Origin of the sequence: Embleya scabrispora DSM 41855, from assembly GCF_000372745.1 — a bacterium.
In the GTDB taxonomy this organism is placed as follows: domain Bacteria; phylum Actinomycetota; class Actinomycetes; order Streptomycetales; family Streptomycetaceae; genus Embleya; species Embleya scabrispora.
The window spans coordinates 1-15,206 of the sequence record NZ_KB889563.1; the positions used below are offsets into that span (position 1 = coordinate 1).

The 15,206-nt window shown below is 70.6% G+C and carries 14 protein-coding genes, 1 pseudogene and 1 riboswitch; of the genes and pseudogenes, 8 read left to right on the forward strand and 7 right to left on the reverse strand.

Annotated elements, in window-relative coordinates; translation table 11 throughout:
* Window positions 1–222: IS30 family transposase (locus tag A3IC_RS52390; protein WP_020548772.1), on the forward strand; the 222-nt coding region annotated here is incomplete at its 5' end.
* Window positions 223–296: 74 nt separating this feature from the next.
* Here the strand turns inward: A3IC_RS52390 and A3IC_RS72380 are convergent.
* The 3 genes from A3IC_RS72380 to A3IC_RS0103995 form a co-directional block, all read right to left on the reverse strand.
* Window positions 297–431, reverse strand: coding sequence for a hypothetical protein (locus tag A3IC_RS72380; RefSeq protein WP_020548773.1), 135 nt, complete (start codon window positions 429–431; stop codon window positions 297–299).
* 66 nt (window positions 432–497) lie between these two features.
* The gene (locus tag A3IC_RS0103990; protein ID WP_020548774.1) at window positions 498–827 is read right to left on the reverse strand and encodes a hypothetical protein; all 330 of its coding nucleotides are present in this window, start codon (window positions 825–827) and stop codon (window positions 498–500) included.
* A gap of 438 nt (window positions 828–1,265) precedes the next feature.
* Complete coding sequence (locus A3IC_RS0103995; RefSeq protein WP_020548775.1) at window positions 1,266–1,586, reverse strand: carboxymuconolactone decarboxylase family protein; 321 nt, start codon at window positions 1,584–1,586, stop codon at window positions 1,266–1,268.
* Window positions 1,587–1,848: 262 nt separating this feature from the next.
* Here A3IC_RS0103995 and A3IC_RS0104000 point away from each other — a divergent pair, with 262 nt between their 5' ends.
* Together A3IC_RS0104000 and A3IC_RS61795 are read left to right on the forward strand one after the other, a co-directional pair.
* Window positions 1,849–2,244 (forward strand): DUF7144 family membrane protein, encoded by a 396-nt coding sequence (locus A3IC_RS0104000; protein ID WP_020548776.1) that lies wholly within the window; start codon window positions 1,849–1,851, stop codon window positions 2,242–2,244.
* 407 nt (window positions 2,245–2,651) lie between these two features.
* Window positions 2,652–2,981, forward strand: a complete 330-nt coding sequence (locus tag A3IC_RS61795) for a hypothetical protein (protein ID WP_245599143.1) — start codon at window positions 2,652–2,654, stop codon at window positions 2,979–2,981.
* A 573-nt stretch (window positions 2,982–3,554) separates the two neighbouring features.
* On the opposite strand, the gene A3IC_RS0104010 is transcribed toward A3IC_RS61795, so the two are convergent.
* On the reverse strand, window positions 3,555–4,187 hold the full coding sequence (locus tag A3IC_RS0104010; RefSeq protein ID WP_020548778.1) for a TetR/AcrR family transcriptional regulator: 633 nt from the start codon (window positions 4,185–4,187) through the stop codon (window positions 3,555–3,557).
* A 127-nt stretch (window positions 4,188–4,314) separates the two neighbouring features.
* On the opposite strand from A3IC_RS0104010, the gene A3IC_RS52400 reads away from it, so the two are divergent.
* From A3IC_RS52400 to metE, 5 genes and pseudogenes are all read left to right on the forward strand, one after another.
* Complete coding sequence (locus A3IC_RS52400; protein WP_020548779.1) at window positions 4,315–5,019, forward strand: siderophore-interacting protein; 705 nt, start codon at window positions 4,315–4,317, stop codon at window positions 5,017–5,019.
* Window positions 5,016–6,287 (forward strand): MFS transporter, encoded by a 1,272-nt coding sequence (locus A3IC_RS0104020; RefSeq protein ID WP_020548780.1) that lies wholly within the window; start codon window positions 5,016–5,018, stop codon window positions 6,285–6,287. The genes A3IC_RS52400 and A3IC_RS0104020 overlap by 4 nt, the downstream gene beginning before the upstream one ends.
* A gap of 478 nt (window positions 6,288–6,765) precedes the next feature.
* Window positions 6,766–7,890 (forward strand): annotated as a pseudogene (locus A3IC_RS52405) (sensor histidine kinase); the annotation flags it as partial.
* On the forward strand, window positions 7,887–8,438 hold the full coding sequence (locus A3IC_RS52410) for a hypothetical protein (protein ID WP_020548782.1): 552 nt from the start codon (window positions 7,887–7,889) through the stop codon (window positions 8,436–8,438). The pseudogene A3IC_RS52405 and the gene A3IC_RS52410, both read left to right, overlap by 4 nt.
* A 247-nt stretch (window positions 8,439–8,685) precedes the next feature.
* A riboswitch (cobalamin riboswitch) is annotated at window positions 8,686–8,904 on the forward strand.
* A gap of 157 nt (window positions 8,905–9,061) precedes the next feature.
* Complete coding sequence (gene metE, locus A3IC_RS0104035) at window positions 9,062–11,386, forward strand: 5-methyltetrahydropteroyltriglutamate--homocysteine S-methyltransferase (protein WP_020548783.1); 2,325 nt, start codon at window positions 9,062–9,064, stop codon at window positions 11,384–11,386.
* 534 nt (window positions 11,387–11,920) lie between these two features.
* On the opposite strand, the gene A3IC_RS0104045 is transcribed toward metE, so the two are convergent.
* The 3 genes from A3IC_RS0104045 to A3IC_RS0104055 form a co-directional block, all read right to left on the reverse strand.
* A complete protein-coding gene (locus tag A3IC_RS0104045; RefSeq protein WP_020548785.1) occupies window positions 11,921–12,967 on the reverse strand; it encodes an LLM class flavin-dependent oxidoreductase in 1,047 nt (348 codons plus the stop codon).
* An 860-nt stretch (window positions 12,968–13,827) separates the two neighbouring features.
* Complete coding sequence (locus A3IC_RS72385; protein WP_020548786.1) at window positions 13,828–13,956, reverse strand: hypothetical protein; 129 nt, start codon at window positions 13,954–13,956, stop codon at window positions 13,828–13,830.
* A gap of 75 nt (window positions 13,957–14,031) precedes the next feature.
* Window positions 14,032–14,904 (reverse strand): SDR family NAD(P)-dependent oxidoreductase, encoded by an 873-nt coding sequence (locus tag A3IC_RS0104055; protein WP_020548787.1) that lies wholly within the window; start codon window positions 14,902–14,904, stop codon window positions 14,032–14,034.
* Between the last annotated feature and the right edge of the window lie 302 nt (window positions 14,905–15,206).

A 15,206-nucleotide genomic window follows, 5' to 3' on the forward strand; every position in this document is an offset into this window, starting at 1 on the left:
GGCATCCCGGTCTACTTCTGCAACCCGGGGAGTCCTTGGCAACGAGGCTCCAACGAGAACACCAACGGCCTGCTCCGGCAGTACTTCCCCAAGGGGACCGACCTGTCCGCCCACACCCGGGAACACCTCGACGCCGTCGCCGCCGAACTCAACGGCCGACCACGCAAAACGCTCGACTGGGCAACCCCAGCCGAGCGCCTGCATAAACTACTCGCGGCCTGAAAAACCAACCACGTGTTGCGACGACCCCTGGAATCTGCCATCGGACCGGGGCGCTCATGTGTTCGTTCGCGCGGCTATTCCGCGCTTCCGCGTTCGAGGGATCCGTCGAATACGACGTAATCGCCGTGGAACCAGCCGCGGGTATCGGTTTCGGCGATGCGGGCGTAGACCCACGCGCCGCTGGTGTCCCAGACCCAGACGGGGCCCACGGGCTCACCTGTCTCCGAACACCGTGATGCGAGTAGCGGCCCGGGACGCCCTGGTGAGACCGGAAGTCACGGGGGGAACTCCGTGAACTTCACACTGTGATACTCGGGCAGCGAGCCATTGTCGCCGGGGTTGAAGAATCCGAAGACCCCGCCAGTGCAGTTGTTCGAGAAGTACACACTGGCCACGCGGTCGGTTTGGTTGGAGATCGGGCCTCCGCCGTTTCCGAGCTGGAAGCACGCGTTGTCGCCGGGGTTGGTCAGGACGCGCTCGATGTCTCCGGGCTGCTGGTGATAGAAGAAGTTGCCAGTGGCCGCTTGGGCGGTCCCCGTCGGCACGGCCAGAGCCAGCAGGGCTGCGGCGGCTGGTGCGTACAACGCGATGGTGCGCAATCGCATGACATGACTCCAGTCTTTGCGGTTGCGTCCAGCACAGCAGAAACCGCCAGTAATCGCTGTCAATAGGGATGTAATCCCACTGAATGGGTGAAGTCGGACGTCCGGCTCGGGGTCACCGGGGCCTTACGTGCCCGGATTCCGACGAACCGACCGAGATCGTGACCGGGATCCCGCGCAGCGAGGGGCACGGCGGCACGCTCGTGTTGCGGCGGTTGCCCGGCCGGCTCGCGCTCGCGGCCACGCATCGGCTGGTGATTCTCGCCAAGGGGTCGAGGCGTCGAATATTGGTGCCTCTTCCCCCGACCTCGACCCGGCCGCACTGCGCGGAGAAGCGTGAGCCGTACCCCGAGATCCTTTGCGGTTGGGTGCTCGCAGCCGTCCAGGGTCATTCCTGGGCCGCTGCCGCAGCAGTTCCCGTCGCGCCTCGGCGTCGGTGCCTCATCCCTCCGATGCCAACGCGGCGGCAGCGATCTCGATACCGAGTCCTTCGGCGATGTGGCCGGCTGCGGCCATGACTCGCGCGGTGCCGACGACCGGCGCGATGGCGACGAGGACGTCCTGGATCTGTTCCGGCGTCAGATCGGTCTCCGCGCCCGCCTTGAAGTGGGCCAGGTAGGACATCGGAGGGGCGTCCATGGCGACGAGCGCGGCGACGCGGGTGAGGATCAGGGTGTCCGGTGCCAAGCCGCAGCGCTCCAGCGAGTCCAGGGTCATGGCAGCCAGGGTGTCCAAGACGGGTGTGTCCTGCGATGTGGTCATGATCGGTTTCCTCACGGGTCTCGTGGGTGCCGGGCGCCGTTGCCGCCCGGCTGCCCTCCCCCTTACGACCCTAGGACTGTCGGCTTGCGGGAGCATCTCGGCGAGACCGCAGTGCGGGCCCGGACGGATACGGATCTTCTCGGGCCCCGGACTTCCCAGTCGCGGCACGACTCGACAGGCTCCAGTCGCAGCGACCCATGGGAGGGGTCAGTGTGGAAGGCGGGGATGTCTCCCGAAGTTGCCTCGGTAAGGAGGCGCTCACATGTCCACGCACACAGGACCGGCCACGCGCTCGGGTTGGATCACGTTCGCCGCGGTGCTCATGACCGTCGGCGGTGCCCTGGCGGTCTTCCAAGGAATCGCCGGCATCGCGAAGGACGACGTGATCGTCGCGACGCGCAACTACTCCTTCTCGTTCAGCACCACCGGCTGGGGCTGGATCCACCTGATCCTGGGCATCGTCATCTTCCTCGGCGGTCTCGCCTTGTTCGGCGGCGCAGTGTGGGCTCGCGTCCTGGGTGTATTCCTGGCAGGGCTGAGCATGGTCGCGAACTTCGTTTGGCTGCCCCACTACCCGGTGTGGTCGATCGTCGTGATCGCAATCGACGTCGCCATCATCTGGGCCCTGTGCACAGGACCGAGCCGAAGCCGATCGTGACAGCGCCCGCTCATCGAGCAGCGCCACGAAGGGCCAGCCGGACGTGCGCACCGAGAGGCCAATCTCACCGGACATGATTGAGATTGCCGCTCCGGCGGGGACCGCTGCCGCGACAGAGAGCGGCGCCGGCGCGCTGAACGCGAGAGCGTCGGGCCAGGGAGCGTGGTCCCCAGAAGGGGAGGTTCTCACCCGAGCCGACCTCCCGGCCCGGAGGGCGCGAGTCCGCGATGCGTGATCGTTGGGGTGCCCTGTGTCGCCGGGTGCCCTCTGTGCCGCCCATCGCCGCCTCGTGACACGCGACGAGCACGCGGACGATCGCGGGGCCGGATCCAGCGCTGACTCAGCCGCCGCCCGGTGCCACGATGGGGTGGAGGGGCCTTTTCGCCCGGCGATTCAGGAAGTCGATCATGAGCCGCGAGTATCACTTTCATTGCGAGCACGCCGGCTGCTCGGTCACCGTGGGCCTGCGGATGGGCGGGACGCGGGAGCTGGAGCTCCTCGTGGACGGGAAAGTGGTCGCCGCCGCCCGTGTCCACGTCCACCGCGCCCAGACGCCAGTGATGACCGCGATCCTGCCCACCGACCCGCCGCGCGGCATCGAGGTCGAGGTGACGCTCCCTGGCGCTCTCGGCGGCGATCCGATGAGCATCCTGCTCGCGGATGGCGAACGCAGGCCCATGCCCGCTCGGGAGGTGCCCCGGCGGTCGCGGCCGACGGAGGCGTCCTGGTACTCCTGACCGTGTCGGGGCGCCTGACAAGGCGTTTCAGTGACGGCCTCGGGACTGTCAAGGACTCGGCTCGGACAAGATTTTCGTAGTCGATGATCGGGATGACCGTAACTCGTGACGGTACGTCAGTCCGGTTGCAGGCCGGGTTGTGTGTGACTTTGAGCCGGAGATCTTGCTGCCACATCCGGCAGTGGCGCGTGTGGACGGGCTGGAAGTCGACGCCGGGCTGATCCGCGACGCGTCGCGGCGCGGACACGCGGCGCCGTCGCGGTGACGCGGCGGGCGGTGCCCTCGAACGTGCGCGTCCTCGCCGAAGGCGTCGATCTGCCGGCGGACGCACCCCATCCACAACGCGGACGCCACGCGGCACCGCGTCCTCGACGTCCGGCCACAACAATTCCCTGAACCCGCAGTCGTCCGCCACTTCGTCGACGCCCGGTCCTACATCCTCAAGCCGACCAAGGGCGCGGACGGGGGCGTGACCACCCTGGAAGGCCCCTTCGACGTCGTGCGGCGGACTGCTGTTCCCGACAGGCGCACCGGGGTTGCCGTGGATCGAGTATCGGTGTGACCACGAACGCGTCAGTCGTCCCCCGTGGCGCCGCCGGGGCCACGACTTGGCGCGGAGGGCCCACCCGTCCAGGCGCCGAGCAGGATCCGGGCGTGGTCGGCAAGCAAGTCGGGCGGCAGGGGATTCCCGGTCTCCAGGATGACGGCGATGACGGGGCCGGTGAGCTGGGCCGCGGCCAGTGGCGCAGGGGGCATGCCGATGGCGTGCGGGCGCACGCGCGCGAGCACGGCCGCGGCAGCCGTGCCGACGAGGTCGGCGGCACGGACGAGGTCGCGCACCGAGGTGTCGTGCTGCGCTTCGCCCAACAGTGCCCGGAAGGCGAGACCGGCCGGTGAGGTGGCGAGGAAGGCGGTCAGTGCCTCGAGGAAGGCGGTGAGTTCGTCGGCGGGACGGGCCTGCGGCGTGGTGGCCAGTTCGTCGGCGGCGTCGGAGACGCTCGCCTCCAGCAGGATCTCCGCCTTGGTGGACCACCACCGGTAGACGGTCTGACGCCCGACGCCGGCGCGCTCCGCGATGCCCTTCATGGTCATCGCCGCGTACCCCTGTTCGACGAGCATGTCGTCGACGGCGTGCAGAACGGCGATCCGCGCCGATTCGCTGCGGGGGCGTCCGGGTGTGGCCTGTCCGTGGGCGGTGGGTGGCATGCGCCCAGCTTATCAAGACACGGTGCCTCGGAATGGTGCTAGCCTCGTATCGAGACACAGTGCCTCGAAAATGATGCGGGTGGCTACGGGCATGCCCGGCCGCCCCCGGACGTCAGAGGAAGCCCCAATGAACGCAACCCATCGCTGCGCGGTGCTCGCACGTCGGCACCTCACCCCCCGCACGGTCAGACTCACCCTGGGCGGCCCGAGCCTCCTCGGCCTCACGCCCCACCCGGCCCAGGACATCGAGATACTCCTCACCGACACCCGCGGAAGCCGGGTCAAGCGGCGCTACACCATCCGCCACGCCCGCCCGCAGATCGGCGAGTGGGACATCGACGCGGTCCTGCACCCGGGTGGCGGGCCGGGCAGCGCTTGGGCGGCGAGCGCCCAGCCCGGCGCTCCCGTGGAGTTCGTCGGCCCACGGGGGAAGCTGCGACTGCGGCCGGCGGACGGCCATCTGTTCGTCGGCGACGAAGCCTCCCTGCCGGCGATCGCGGCCCTGACCGAAGCACTGCCGGCCGGTCAGGAGGCCACCGCCGTCATCGAGACCGCCTCCGCCGCCGACCGGGTTCCGATCGCGGCAGGCCGCCTGCGCTGGCTCGAGCGCGGCGACCGCTTGCCCGGCGCCCCGGAGGGGCTTCTCGCCGTGGTCACCCAGGAGATACAGGCGAGGAGCTTCGGACAGGTCTACGTTCTCGCCGAGGCCCGCGCCACCCGGGCGGTCCGCGAACTCGTGCACAGCTCGGGCATACGGCCCGACCACGTCTTCGCCAAGGGCTACTGGACCGCCGACCGCCACCCCGCCGTCACCTCGCGGAACCCGACGTGACAGCCCCGGTGCCCGGACCGCGAAGCAGCCTGACGGCGCGACAGGTCAGGCCGGCCTTCCGAGCGCTTCTGGCCGTCCGCCTGCTCGGCGCACTGGCCAACGGCGTCATGCTGCCCTTCGTCATCCTGTGGGCGCACCGTGTCGGTGGGCTGAGCGGGGCGGCGGCCGGCACGCTGTTCCTGGTCCAGGCCGCCGGCGAGTTCACCGGCGGCCTGGCCGGGGGCGCCCTGGCCGACCGCATCGGCCACCGCCGCATGCTGCTGCTCTCCACCACCGGAATGGCCCTCGGCTACGGCAGCCTCTTCCTGGTGCACCACCCGGTACCCGCCCTCGGCCTGTTCCTCGCCGCGGGACTCTTCGAGTCGGCGTTCCACCCCACCATCGCGGCCCTCATCGGCGACCTGCACGCCGACGAAGACCTCCACCACGCCTACGGCCTGACCCGCGTGGTCGCCGGCATCGGCGGCGTGCTCGGCCCGATCCTGGGAGCCGCGGCCGTCACCCTCTCGCTCTCCAGCGTGTTCGCCACAGCCGGCGTCCTGCTCGTCGGCGCCGTCCTGATCGTATTCACCGCCGTTCCCTCCGACCGCGTCATCGACCCGGAGACCGCCGAGGCGAACATCGGAGAGGAGGCCAAGGCTGTGTACGGCGCGCTCACGCAGATCCTGCGCGACCGCAGACTCGCGCTGCTCGTCCTCGGCGGCAGCCTGCTCAGTATCACCTTCACCTGGTGGGAGGCCGACGGCCTGGTCCTGCTGAACCGCGTCCACTCCCTGGACACCACCGCCTACGCGGCCTTGTTCGCCGTCGACGCCCTCGCCATCATCGTGTTCCAGCTCCCGGTCAGCCGCTGGGCCCGCGGGCGAGACACCGGCCGCCTGCTCTTCCTGGGGGCCGCCCTCCAAGGAATCGGCCTCGCGGGATTCGCCGCCGCCGGGCTCGGCTACCCCGTCCTCGTCGTCGCCGTTCTCGTCGCCTCCTTCGGAATGATGATCTACGGCCCCACCACCTCGGCGTTCACCAGCCGCCATGCACCGCCGGGACGCAGCGCCACCTACCAAGCCGCCCTGTCCACCTCGCAGGACATCGGCACCGCAATCGGACCCACCTCCGGACTCGCCCTCGCCCGCGTCGGCACACCAGCCCTGGTATGGCTCTCGGCTCTCCCCCTGGGTCTCCTCGCGGGCCTCGCCACCGCGCGGGCCACGCGCCTGCCGGCCCGACCGGATCCCGGCACCGCAGCGGGTCACAACCCACGTCCCTCATGAGACCTTGGCGCAGCGCGGGTCACAACACCGTTCCTCCGGCCCCGCATTGAGGCGACGCGCCACCGGACGGCACGGGTCCGTTCGCATTCGGCGGGCCAAGCGCCCGCCCACCGGCTGCCCCGGCCCCCGGCCTGCATCGGATCGTGCCGCCGCGGCCGGGTTGACGCACCCGCGGGACCAGCCGGCCGGGCCCGGCGGGTCGCGGTGGTCGCAGGGGAGTCGGCGGGCGGCCGCGCCGGCGCGGACGCCCGCCGGGGCGAGGTTGGCGAGCCGAGACAAATCGGGGCGGACACCGTGACGTTCGGGTCTCCGCGCGCACGATCCGGGTGCGGACTCGTGGTGGATGACTGTTCCTCTCCCAGCGTGTGATGAAACGATGACAACCCCGTTGAGCAGGGATTTCAGAGGCTCTACTGGACGACATGAACAGCGAGACCAATCCCTCCACCCGCCGCCGGCGCACTGTCCGGCTCACCGTGTCGTCGGGATGCCGATCCTGCACGCGGGGCAGGACGACGCCCCCACCCGGATCGTGGTGTACGCCGAAATGTCCCTGCGCGGCGAGCAGGCCGACATCCGCGCACTGGTCACCGCGGCCCGCTACGGCGCGATCCCCGCCGTCGGACTCGCCCTCGTCCCGGCGCTCATCGCCGCCGCGCACGTCCTTCGTCCGGTACGCCGGCTGCGCGCGGGCGCCCACCGCATCGCCGAGGGCGAGCTCGACACCCGCATCCCCGTCCGCGGGACCGGCGAACTCGCGGACCTGACCGCGACGTTCAACACCATGGCCGACACCATCGAACGCGACGCCGCCGAACGCCGCCGCCTGGAGGCCGGCGCCCGGAGGTTCGCGGCCGACGTCTCCCACGAACTGCGAACCCCGCTCGCCGCGATGGTCGCGGTGACCGAGGTTCTCGACGAGGACACCGCCCACCTGGACCCCGACACCTCCGAAGCGCTTCGGCTGGTGGCCGAGGAGACCCGCAAACTCGCCCGCATGGTCGACGACCTCATGGAGATCTCCCGCTTCGACGCGGGTGCCGCGGTCCTGCACACCGACGAGGTCGACGTCGCCGCCGCGGTACGCCGGACCCTGCGTGCCCGCGGGTGGACCGACCGGGTGGAGACCGAACTCCCCGACGATATCCGCGTCGTACTCGACCCACGGCGCTTCGACGTCGCCCTCGCCAATCTGGTCGGCAACGCCCTGCGCCACGGCGGCAGCCCCGTGCGCGTCGTCCTGCGCCGCGCCGACAATCTGGTCGCCATCGACGTCGTCGACCGTGGCCCCGGGCTGGATCCGGCCGTGCTCCCGCACATCTTCGACCGCTTCTACAAAGCCGACTCGGCCCGGACCCGATCCGAGGGCAGCGGCCTGGGACTTGCCATCGCCCGCGAGAACATCCGCCTGCACGGCGGCACCCTACGAGCGGCCGACGCCGCGGACGAGGGCACCGTGTTCACCATCGAACTCCCACTCGTGCCGCCGGCCGCCGTGCCGGACCCCCGACACCTCGACGACATCGGCGCACAGGGAACCGATCACGACGGCGAGCCCGCGTCGTCGGGCGAGGTCGGAAACCAACGTCCGGAGGATCAGTGAAGCTCGCCACCGCCGTGATCGCCGTCGTGGCCTCCCTCGTCGCCGGATGCGGCATCTCCACCACGAAGCCACACGGAGTCGGCCCCCCGGCCGGCGGCGTTCCCGTGGTCGGCACCGTGCCCGACCGGGCTCGTCTGTTCTTCGTGTCTTCCTACGGTGTCCAAGCGGTGTCCCGACCCACCGACACGTCCCTCGACCCCGGCCAAGCAATCGCACTGCTACTGCGGGGACCGACCGAGACCGAACGGCGGCAGGGATTCACGACCGCCCTGGCGGATGTTGCCGGCCGGGTCGGCGTCGACACCGGGGACGGCAGCGTCACACTCACGCTGCCCCTCGACGCCGGCCGAGTGCCCGTTGAGGCGATCCACCAACTCACCTGCACCGCGGCCAACGCCCGCGTTCCGGGCGGTCGACCCGTCGCCGACGTCGACATCAACTTCCGCGAACTGGGCAAGCCGGGCGTGTGGGGCCCCTTGCACTGCAACGTCGCCGGCTACTACGCGCAGCCCGAAGGGGCCCGTTCCCCGGGGAGCTTTTCCGGCTGAGACTCTCGGGCCAAGGGTCTGAGATCCCCATCGGTGGTGGGGACCGGGTCCGATGGCCCGGCACATCACGGGATCCACAGCGATGGCCGGCGTGATCCGGCCACAGGTGGCGGGCAGGTAGCGGCCGCCGCGGTGAGGGCCGGCGTCGGGGAAGGGCACGAGGCAGCCGCCCGTGACGGTCGTATCTTCGAGGCGTTGTTTCGTCGTCCGGCGCGCGTAGTGGGTCCCCGACGTGCCCTCGGGCGTCTAAGCTGGCGGACGCAGTCGGTTCGCCCTGCCAACCAGGTAGGCGCGTCGTAAGAGGGAACCCGGTGTGAATCCGGGACTGCCCCGCAGCGGTGAGTGGGAACGACCGCCGTCAACAGCACTGGGCCCAAGCCGGGTCCGGGAAGCGACGGCCAGTAGGTGTTCGCCTCTGGTGAATGTGCCCACGAGTCCGAAGACCTGCCACTGCCCGTGCGCTGCCGATGCGCACGGCGAACTCGGTGACCTCGTGGGCGGGTCGGCGGACAACCGGTGGGACATGTGCGCGAGTGCGCCGACATGGCCCATGCGGTTTGCCATCCCTTCGTGCCTGCGATCCGTCCCGGGATCTTGTCGACAGGCTCGCGAAGGAGAGTTCCGTGACCACCAAGTCCACAGCCGCGGCGGCGCATGCCACCGTGTACGGCTACCCCCGTCAGGGCCCGAATCGGGAACTGAAGAAGGCCATCGAGGGCTACTGGGCCGGCCGCGTCGGTGCACAGGCGCTTCAGGACGCCTCGGCCGAACTGCGCCGCGCCAACTGGCAACGCCTCGCCGAGGCGGGCATCCACGAGGTGCCCACCGGCGACTTCTCGCTGTACGACCATGTCCTCGACACCAGCGTGATGGTCGGCGCGATCCCGACCCGCCACCGCGCGGCCGTCGAAGCCGACGCCCTGGACGGCTATCTCGCGATGGCGCGCGGCACACAGGGTGTCGCGCCGCTCGAAATGACCAAGTGGTTCGACACCAACTATCACTACCTCGTTCCCGAACTCGGGCCGGACACCGTCTTCGAGGCGAATTCCGCCAAGCAGGTGGCCGAGTTCGAGGAGGCCGTCGCGCTCGGCCTGACCGCCCGCCCGGTGCTGGTGGGCCCGCTCACCTACCTGCTGCTCGCCAAATCCGCGCCCGGCGTCGCGGCCGACTTCCAGCCGCTGACGCTCCTGGACCGGCTGCTGCCGGTCTATGCCCGACTGCTCGCCGAACTGCGCGCCGCAGGCGCCGAATGGGTACAGCTCGACGAGCCGGCCCTGGTCCAGGACCGCAGCTTCGCCGAACTGAACGCCGCCGCTCGGGTCTATCGCGACCTGGGCGGCCTCAGCGACCGGCCCAAGCTGCTGGTGGCCTCGTACTTCGACCGTCTCGGCGAAGCGCTGCCGATCCTGGCCAAGGCGCCGATCGAGGGCCTTGCCCTCGACTTCACCGGCCCTGCCGCCGCCAACCTCGACGCACTCGGCGCCGTCGGCGGGTTGCCCGGCAAGCGTCTGGTCGCCGGCGTCGTCGACGGCCGCAACGTGTGGATCAACGACCTCGGCAAGTCGCTCACCACGCTCGGCACGCTGCTGGGTCTGGCCGACCGCGTCGACGTCGCCGCTTCCTGCTCGCTGTTGCACGTTCCCCTGGATGCCGACGCCGAGCGTGACATCGACCCGCAGATCGCCCGATGGCTCGCGTTCGCCCGGCAGAAGACCGAGGAAATCGTCACCTTGGCTCGTGGCCTCCGCCGGGGCACCGACACCATCGCGACCCACCTCGCCGCCAACCGGGCCGATCTGGCCGCACGCAGGGCCTCCGCGCTCACGCACGACCCGGCGGTGCGCGCCCGCGCCGCGGCGGTCACCGACGCGGACGGTCGCCGCAGCAAGCCCTACGCCGAACGCGCCGCAGCCCAACGCGCCCACCTGGGCCTGCCGTTGCTGCCCACGACCACCATCGGCTCCTTCCCGCAGACCGCCGAACTCCGGGTCGCCCGCGCCGATCTGCGCGCGGGACGCATCGACGTCGCCGGCTACGAGGAACGCGTCGAAACCGAGATCCGGAACGTCATCTCCTTCCAGGAGAAGGCGGGCATCGACGTCCTGGTGCACGGCGAGGCCGAACGCAACGACATGGTCCAGTACTTCGCCGAACAGCTCACCGGATACGTGCCCACCCGGCACGGCTGGGTCCAGTCGTACGGCACCCGGTACGTGCGCCCGCCGATCCTGGCCGGCGACATCCTCCGGCCCGAGCCGATGACCGTGCGATGGACCGCGTTCGCCCAGTCGTTGTCCGACCGCCCGGTCAAGGGCATGCTGACCGGACCGGTGACCATGCTCGCCTGGTCGTTCGTCCGCGACGACCAGCCGCTCGGGGACACCGCCCGCCAGGTTGCGCTCGCGCTGCGCGACGAGGTCAACGACTTGGAGGCGACGGGGGTTTCAGTCATCCAGGTGGACGAGCCCGCGTTGCGGGAGACGTTGCCGCTGCGGGCCGTGGACCACGCCGCGTACCTGGCCTGGGCCACCGAGGCGTTTCGCCTGAGCACGTCCGGCGTACGCGCGGCGACCCAGATCCACACCCACATGTGCTACGCCGAGTTCGGCGACATCGTGCAGGCCATCGACGACCTCGACGCGGATGTGATCAGCCTGGAGGCCGCCCGCTCCCACATGCAGGTCGCCGGCGAACTCGCCGCCCACGGCTACCCGCGCGAGGCCGGACCCGGCGTGTACGACATCCACTCCCCGCGCGTCCCCGGCACGGACGAGGTGGTGGGCCTGCTGCGCGAGGGCTTGGCCGCGATTCCCGCCGAACGCCTGTGGGTCAACCCGGACTGCGGCCTCAAGACCCGCGGCTGGCCGGAGGTCCGTACCTCGCTGGAGAACCTGGTCGCGGCGGCCCGGGAGGTGCGCACGACGCTTCCGAACACCACCTCCTGACCGAGCCTCGCCGGGGCGGGACCGCGTGCTCCCGCCCCGGCGAAACGAACCACGGTCGATCGTCGTCGAGGGGCGACGCATGATCCTGGTGACGCCGGATCTCTCGGCCATGCGCCGACAGTTCGGCGCCCGGGCGACCCGGCCGACCGCGACCCGCCAGTCCCGCAAGGGCGCGATCTCCTCGTGGGAGCGTGGACAGGGCCAGTGCGCTGTCGTCCGCGTCGGGGGCATGTGGAACCGGGTTCCGGCGGGGAAGCCGTCGCGGCTGCGCAGGAAGGAGTACAGGCCGTCCCGCCCGATGGCGGCCGGCTCGTGGAGGAGGGCACGTCTCGGTTCGCTGCGGGCGATCACTGGCGTCCAGGAGGTAAGCCCCGGTGGGACGTGCCGGGAATCCCGGTAGGCCGTGACGGCCGAGTCGACGGCCACCGCGGAGACGCCGAGAACCTCCGCGATGGCGTCGGACGCCTCGCGACGGCTCATTTCTCCCGCCGCAAGTCGCAGCCGGCCGCGGTCGCGAAGGCACGCGGATTGGTGTCAGGCCAGCAGCCGTGCCAGCTCGGCCATTTCGGTCTCCGGGTCCACTACGGGCTGGATCACCAGCTCGTCGACCCCCGACTTCTCCAGCACGTCGATCCGCTCGGTGACCTCGCCCCTGGTACCGACCAGGCCGAATTTGTCCACCAGGGAGGGCACGATGAGTTCGCGGTCCTCGGGGGACAGCCGACCCAGGTAGTTGCGGTAGAGCGCCTGATGAAGCTTGGGATCGGTGGGGGTGGTGCCGCGCAACCGGAGCAGACGGTCGACAGCCGCGGCCTCTTCCGGAGGGAGGGCCGCGCGGAAGGCGGGGTTCTCCGCGCCGAGGATCAGTGCGCTCAGTGCGATGTGCCCCATCGAATCCTTGACCGGATCGCCGTAGCGGTCCTCGCCGTCGGCGAGGACATGCAGGGAGGACATGAGATACGAACGGGACTTCTCGGCGCTGCCCGCGTCCCGCGCCGCCGCCCGCCGGGCCTGGCCGAGGGCGGACCAGGCCGCGGGGTCGTGCATCCCGAAGGAGATCACTCCCGCGCCGAGCCGGCCGGCGACCGCGGCGGCCTTCGGGCCGAACGCGGCCACGACGAACTCCACGGGAGCCTCGGTGTTGACGTACGGCCCGACGTGCAGGAATCGCACCCTGCCGGCCCGGGTCCCCTCGCGGTAGTCCGACTCGCGGCCCGCGGTGAGATCCTGTAGGGCGGCCGTGAACGACTCCAGCTCCGCCAGCTTCGTAGGCCGCATGCCGAGCGTACGGCGCGCCGTGTTGCCGGTGCCGACCCCGCAGACGATGCGGCCGGGGGCCAGGGCGTTGAGGCTGCTGACGGCCGCCGCCGCGGCGGGCGCGGAACGCAGTGCCGGTGAGGTGACACCGATGCCGAGCCTGATCCGGTGGGTGGACTTGGCGCAGAGTGCGAGACTCACGAACGGATCACCGTGGATCATCGGCGTGTCGTACACCCAGAAACTGTCGAAGCCGAGTTCCTCCGCGCGGGCGGCCAGGTGTTCGACACCCGGCCCCGCTGTCATGACGATGCCGGTCCGCATGGCGACTCTCCTCGCCGTCGAGTGAGGTGGCTGAACCACTCCGGTTGCAGTTCGCTGTCGTCCATGGTCGAGATCATGCTCCCCCGGTGCGCTGGTGCGCCTACCGCAGCGGTTCCAGGATCGGGCGACGCTGCGGCGGCCCGTACGTCGGCGTCTTCCATCGGATCGTCGCGCAGCTCCGCGCTGCTCCACCGAACTCGCCGCCCGCATCCTCACAGCCCAGGGCTGGAGCAACCGCGACGCCTGCGCCACTCTCATCCCTTCCTACCAGCGCATCTCGCAACTCGCACCGCCAACACGTAAGTTCGCCCGGATCTCCTTGTGTACGTTGAAGAACACCGGTCGCCCGTGGGCTGGTTACCCGAACGACGAACGAGCGGTAGGCAACGCCCCCGGCAGCCCTCAACGAGGGCCACCGGGGGCGTCCTCCGCTGTACCCGCAACTTGGCATCACGGCACTCCGGACACCGGCACCATGCCGTCGGTATGTGCAGCCGATCCATGCGCAAGCCCGACGTCACAATCCACGCCCTAGCCGCAGGCTTGCGCGCGACCTTGGGGGCGGTCGGCGTGGCCATGATCACTCCTGGGGTGCTCGCCGAACCGGAGGTGGACCATCGGAGACGGACCACCGTCGACCGGGTGCCCCGGCCTGCCGATCCGGATGCCCGACCCGGTCGGTGAACACCCGGATGGCCTGCCGGATTCACGCTTGCGACCAACGCCCGGCTCGGTAGGGCAACGGGCACCCCGAGGCGTGCGCAGGTCCAGTGACGGGCGCGTGCGCGGGCGTGGGTCGACGCATCGGCGCGTGATCCGGATCCCCCGAGCGAGCGCCCCCGCACGTTCGTCGCCGCCACCTACGCCGACAACGAGAACCAGGCGGTGATCCACTTCGCGCAGGACGCGCCCGGCGCGCCGTGGAAGGCCGTGTTCACCGTCCACGCCCGAGTCGGCGACCCGCCCGCGAGCACGAGCATGTGGTCCACCCACAACTCGCGGAGTCGCGTGCGCGCGTGTTCCGGATTCTGCGGTGGTCCTCGGGACGGGTGCGTACCTGTCTTTCAGCGCGCCGAGTCCGGGACTCCCCCGTCGGCTGGCATCGATCCGAACGCGCCGATCAGCTCGTCGAACTCCGCCTGTAGCAAGGGAACGTGGGCATCGGCGCCCGGCAGCACCCAGAACCTGTCCTCGCGAATCGCCGCGGCGACCTGTTCGCCGGCCTCCCGGGCGCTCATCGCCCCCGCCTGTGACCTGCGCATCGCGTCGATCACGCCCCGGGCGGACGGAGACGGCCCGCTGCCGCCGGGAGTCTCGTCGCCGGCGACCTCGACGGGGCGGGCGTTGACCCGGTCGAGCATCTCGGACCGGACCTTGCCCGGACACAGCAGCGACACCCCCACCGCGGTGCCGGCGAGTTCGGCGCGAAGTCCCTTGGTCAGGCCGACGATCGCATGCTTCGTGGCGCCGTAGGGCCCGGTCATCGCGCCGCCGATCAGACCGCCCATCGACGCGGTGTTCACGATGTGCCCGCCGTCCGGCTGCGCGAGCAATAGCGGAACGAACGTCCGCACGCCGTGCACGACGCCCCACAGATTGACGTCCACGACCCATTGCCAGTCGACGAGTTCGGTCTCCCACTGCCTGTTCAACGTCCACACCCCGGCGTTGTTGCAGACGACGTCGACCCGTCCGAACACGGCCAACGCGGCATCGGCGAGGGCCCGGACGGCCGCCGCGTCCCGCACGTCGGTGGGCACCGCCGACACCTCCGCGCCGTCCGCCCGCAACATCGCGGCGGTTTCCTCGAGCCGCACCGTGTCATGGTCGGCCAGGACCACCCGCATCCCGTCGCCCGCCAGCGCCTGCGCGATGCCGTAGCCGATCCCTCCGGCCGCCCCGGTGACCACACCGACACGACCCACACGTTCCCGCATTCCGCTCTTCCCGTCCGGGCAACCCGCGCCGGCCGCCCTCGCCCGCGCGTCCGCCGCCCGGGAAATTCGAGACCTCGACGTGCGAGGCCCGCGACCATCGAGGCTCGGGTGTCCGACCCGATTCGACCTGCGAATCACCCTCTCTCCCAGTCTCCCGGCCCCGTCAAATCCGCCGCCCCGTATAAGCCTTCAGCACTCCCGGCAGGCGGCACGGCGACCCGACCGGCCGACGTCGGCACAGCCTTGTGACAACGACCGATGGCCGGCGATCTCGCTGGCACCTGCCGGACAGGACGGCTCGC